Raw genomic sequence first — 4,884 nt, 5'->3', positions numbered from 1 at the left:
CTCTGACCGGAACCCTTGACCACACCGAAGCCCTGAACGCGACCGAACCCGCGCGCCCACAAGAGCGGGCGCCGTGGGCGCTCCTACAGGCCGAGGTGGCGGGCGATGAGCATCTTCTGGACCTCGCTGGTGCCTTCCCCGATCTCCAGGATCTTGCTGTCCCGCCAGTGCCGGGCGACGGGGTACTCGTTCATGAAGCCGTAGCCGCCGTGGATCTGGGTTGCCTCACGGGCGTTGGTCACCGCGGCCTCGCTGCTGACCAGCTTCGCGATCGCAGCCTCCTTCTTGAACGGGCGGCCGGAGGCCATCCGGGCGGCCGCGTCGTAGTAGGCGGTGCGGGCGACGTGGGTACGCGCCTCCATCTCGGCAATCTTGAAGGAGATCGCCTGGTTGGCGCCGATCGGCCGGCCGAAGGCGTGGCGGGTCCGGGCGTAGGCCACCGATTCCTCGACGCAGGCCTGGGCGAGGCCGACGGCCAGTGCCGCGATGGCGATGCGGCCTTCGTCGAGGATGGACAGGAAGTTCGCGTAGCCGCGGCCCCGTTCGCCGAGCAGGTTGGCCTCGGGTACCCGTACGTCGACGAGCGTGAGCGGGTGGGTGTCGCTGGCATGCCAGCCGACCTTGGAGTACGCCGGTTCCGCGGTGAAGCCGGGGGTCGGGACCGGCACCACGATGGTGCTGATCTCCTTATTCCCGGCCGCGGTGGTGCCGGTGACGGCGGTGACCGTGACGAGCCGGGTGATGTCGGTACCGGAGTTGGTGATGAACGCCTTGGCACCGTTGAGCACCCAGGTGTCGTCGTCGAGGCGTGCGGTCGTGCGGGTGCCGCCGGCGTCGCTGCCCGCCTCGGGTTCGGTCAGCCCGAACGCGCCGAGGGCCTCGCCCGAGCACAGCATGGGCAGCCATTGCTGTTTCTGGTCCTGCGTGCCGAACCGGTAGATCGGCATCGCGCCGAGCGAGCAGCCGGCCTCCAGCGTGATCGCTACCGACGAGTCGACCCGGGCGAGTTCCTCGATGGCCAGGCAGAGGGTGAAGAAGTCGCCGCCCATCCCGCCGTAGGACTCGGGGAAGGGCAGTCCGAACAGGCCCATCGTGGCCATGGCGGCGACGACCTCGTAGGGGAAGGTCTTGTTCTCGTCGTGTTGGGCGGCGACCGGGGCGACGACCTCGCGGGCGAACTCGGCGACGGTGCGGCGCAGGGATTCCTGCTCGTCGGTGAGGCGGGTGTCAGGCATCGGGTGTCTCCTGCGGGTCCTGCGGGCCGGGGATGAGTGCGTCGGCCTCTACGACGGCGAGGACCTGGTCGAGGGTGACCTGTTCGCCGGTGTGTGCAAACAGGTCTGTGACATGGCCGTCCCGCGGGGCGGCGAGGGTGTGTTCCATCTTCATCGCCTCGACGATGATCAGTGGCTGGCCGGCGGTGACCTGTTCTCCGGCGGTGACGTGAACGGCGATGACGGTGCCGGGCATCGGGCTGCGGACCTCGGCGGCGCCGGCCGATCCCGCTCCTGTGTGGGCGGCGGGGTCGGCCTCGACGATCCGCCAGGCGGCTCCGTCGGCGCCGAGCCAGCGGGTCGCCCCGTCGCGGGCGTACCACCAGCGTCGGCTCCGCCCGCCGACGGTGATCAGCAGTTCGCTGCCGTCGTCGGCGAGGGTGCGTACCGCGGCGGTCATAGGCTCCCCGGTCGCGGCGGGCTCGCCGGTGACGTTGACGTTGACGTTGACGTTGACGTTGACGTTGACGTTGACGGTGGCGGCTGTCGGGGTGCCGGTCACGGTGACCTCGGCGGTGCCGCCGCCGGGCAGCGCCGGCCGCCAGACCAGGGGAGCCGGGACACCGCCGACCCGCCAGCCGCTGGGGACGTCCCAGGGGTCGATCACCGGGCCGGCCGGCTGCGCCTCGGCGAGCCGCGCCAACCCGTAGGCCGCCAACGCGTGGGCCGGGAGCGCGTGGGCCGGGAGGTCAGCGTCGCCGAGGCCGTCGAGCTCGCGTTCGACCAGACCGGTGTCGAGGCGTCCGGCGGCCACGTCGGGGTGGGCGAGCAGCGCCCGGAGGAAGGCGATGTTGGTCGTGACGCCGAGGACGGCGGTGCGGGCGAGGGCGGCGTGCAGGCGGGTACGCGCGGTCGCCCGGTCCGGCCCCCAGGCGATCACCTTGGCGAGCATCGGGTCGTAGTCGGTTCCCACCCGCTGCCCGTGGCTGAGGCCCGAGTCGACGCGCACGCCGTCGCCGTCGGGTTCGCGCATCAGCAGGACGGTGCCGCCGGTCGGGAGGAAGCCGCGGGCCGGGTCCTCGGCGTAGACCCGCGCCTCGATCGCGTGCCCGGTCAGCTGGATGTCCTGTTGGGTGATCGGCAGCGGTTGGCCAGCGGCGATCCGGATCTGCTCGGCGACCAGGTCGATCCCGGTGATCATCTCGGTGACCGGATGTTCGACCTGCAGCCGGGTGTTCATCTCCATGAAGAAGAAGTGCGCCGGGTCGTCGGCGCCGACGATGAACTCCACGGTGCCCGCGCCGGTGTAGCCCACGGCGTGGGCGACCTCGACCGCGGCCGCGCCGATGCGGTCCCGGGTCGCGACGTCGAGTAGCACCGACGGCGCCTCCTCGATGATCTTCTGGTGGCGGCGTTGCAGGCTGCACTCGCGTTCGCCGAGGTGAACGACGGCGCCGTGGGTGTCGGCGAGGATCTGCACCTCGATGTGCCGTGGGCGGTGGACGAACCGTTCGAGGAACAGGGTGTCGTCGCCGAAGGACGCGGCCGCCTGTCGGCGGGCGGCGGCGAGTTCGCTGCGCAACGCGGCCGGTTCGGTGACCAGGCGCATCCCTTTCCCACCCCCACCGGCGGACGGTTTGATCAGCACGGGATAGCCGACCTCGGCCGCGGCGGCGACCAGGTCGGCGTCGCTCATCCCCGGTTCGGTGCGACCGGGTACCACCGGGACACCGGCGGCGGCGACGGTCTGCTTGGCGCGGATCTTGTCGCCCATCACCGCCACGGCGTGCGCGGACGGTCCGATGAAGACCAGGCCCGCATCGGTGCAGGCGCGCACGAACGCGACGTTCTCGGACAGGAAGCCGTACCCGGGATGGACCGCCCGGGCGCCGGTGAGCCGGGCCGCGTCGAGCAGCGCCGGGATCGACAGGTAGGACAGCTGGGCGGGCGCCGGGCCGATGTGGACCGCCTCGTCGGCCTCGCGCACATGCCGGGCGTCGGCTGTCGGCGTCGCTGTAGACGGCGACCGAGCCGATGCCCAGCGCCCGCAGTGTACGGATCACGCGGACCGCGATCTCACCGCGGTTGGCGACCAGCACGGTGTCGAACAGGGTGGTGTCACCGCTTGTGGTGTCGCAGAGGGTGGCTGGCATCGCGCTCACATCCGGAAGACGCCGTAGCGGACAGGTTCCAGCGGCGCGTTCGCCGCCACCGACAGGGCCAACCCCAGCACCGTGCGGGTGTCGAGCGGGTCGATCACGCCGTCGTCCCACAGCCGGGCGGTCGAGTAGAAGGGGTGACCCTGACGGTCGTACTGAGCGCGGATCGGCGCGGTGAACGCCTCCTCGTCCGCGGCATCCCAGTGCACACTCCGGGTCTCGTGCTGCTCGCGTCGCACGGTCGCCAGCACCGAGGCGGCCTGCTCGCCGCCCATCACCGAGATCCGCGCGTTCGGCCACATCCACAGGAACCGTGGTGAGTAGGCCCGGCCGCACATCGAGTAGTTACCGGCGCCGAACGACCCGCCGATCACAACGGTGAACTTCGGGACCCGCGCGCAGGCGACGGCGGTGACCATTTTGGCGCCGTGCTTGGCGATCCCGCCGGCCTCGAACTCCCGGCCGACCATGAAGCCGGTGATGTTCTGCAGGAACAGCAGCGGGATTCTGCGCTGGTCGCACAGCTCGATGAAGTGCGCGCCCTTGAGGGCGGACTCGCTGAACAGCACGCCGTTGTTCGCCACGATGCCGACCGGGTGGCCGTGCAGCCGGGCGGTGCCGGTGACCAGCGTCGGGCCGTACTCGCGCTTGAATTCGGCGAACCGGCTCCCGTCGACGATCCGGGCGATGACCTCGCGGACGTCGTAGGGGATGCGGCTGTCGGTGGGTACGACCGCGTACAGCTCCGCCGGGTCGGCGGCCGGCTCGTCGGTAGGGGCGACATCCCAGGGCCGGGGCGCGCGCGGCGCGAGGCTGGCCACGATCGCCCGCACCCGGCGCAGCGCGTCGGCATCGTCGTCGGCCAGGTGATCGGTGACCCCGGAGGTTTTGCTGTGCAGCAGCCCGCCGCCGAGGTCCTCCGCGGAGACGATCTCCCCGGTCGCGGCCCGCACCAGCGGCGGACCGCCCAGGAAGATCGTCCCCTGGTCCCGGACGATGACGGCCTCGTCGCTCATCGCCGGGACGTAGGCGCCACCGGCCGTGCACGAGCCGAGGACCGCGGCGATCTGCGCGATACCGGCCGCCGACATCGTCGCCTGGTTGTAGAAGATCCTCCCGAAGTGCTCGCGGTCGGGGAACACCTCGTCCTGCAGCGGGAGGAACGCCCCCCCGGAGTCGACGAGGTAGACACACGGCAGCCGGTTGTGCAGTGCCACCTCCTGTGCCCGCAGGTGCTTTTTGACGGTGACGGGGTAGTAGGTGCCGCCCTTGACCGTGGCGTCGTTCGCCACCACCACGCACTCACGCCCGGACACCCGTCCGACACCGGTGATGATCCCCGCGCCCGGTGCCTCGTCGCCGTACATGCCGTTGGCGGCCAGCGGCGAGAGTTCCAGGAACGGGCTGCCGCGGTCGAGCAGGGTGTCGATCCGGTCCCGGGGCAGCAGTTTGCCTCTGCTCACATGGCGCAGTCGGGCCTGCTCCGACCCGCCCCGCGCGGTCGAGCTCAG

Annotated in this window: 2 protein-coding genes and 1 pseudogene; all 3 read right to left on the bottom strand. The window is 71.3% G+C overall.

Annotated elements, in window-relative coordinates; translation table 11 throughout:
• Window positions 1-83 precede the first annotated feature (83 nt).
• On the bottom strand, window positions 84-1,235 hold the full coding sequence (locus U9980_RS20180) for an acyl-CoA dehydrogenase family protein (RefSeq protein WP_322769346.1): 1,152 nt from the start codon (window positions 1,233-1,235) through the stop codon (window positions 84-86).
• Window positions 1,228-3,367: pseudogene (locus tag U9980_RS20175) on the bottom strand (biotin carboxylase N-terminal domain-containing protein). Before U9980_RS20175 ends, U9980_RS20180 begins: the two are co-directional and overlap by 8 nt.
• 5 nt (window positions 3,368-3,372) lie before the next feature.
• The coding region (locus U9980_RS20165) for a carboxyl transferase domain-containing protein (RefSeq protein WP_322769344.1) at window positions 3,373-4,884 on the bottom strand (1,512 nt) is incomplete at its 5' end.

Source organism: Protofrankia sp. Cr1 (assembly GCF_963555865.1).
Classification (GTDB): Bacteria; Actinomycetota; Actinomycetes; order Frankiales; family Frankiaceae; genus Protofrankia.
This window is presented reverse-complemented; position numbering and strand designations above follow the sequence as displayed.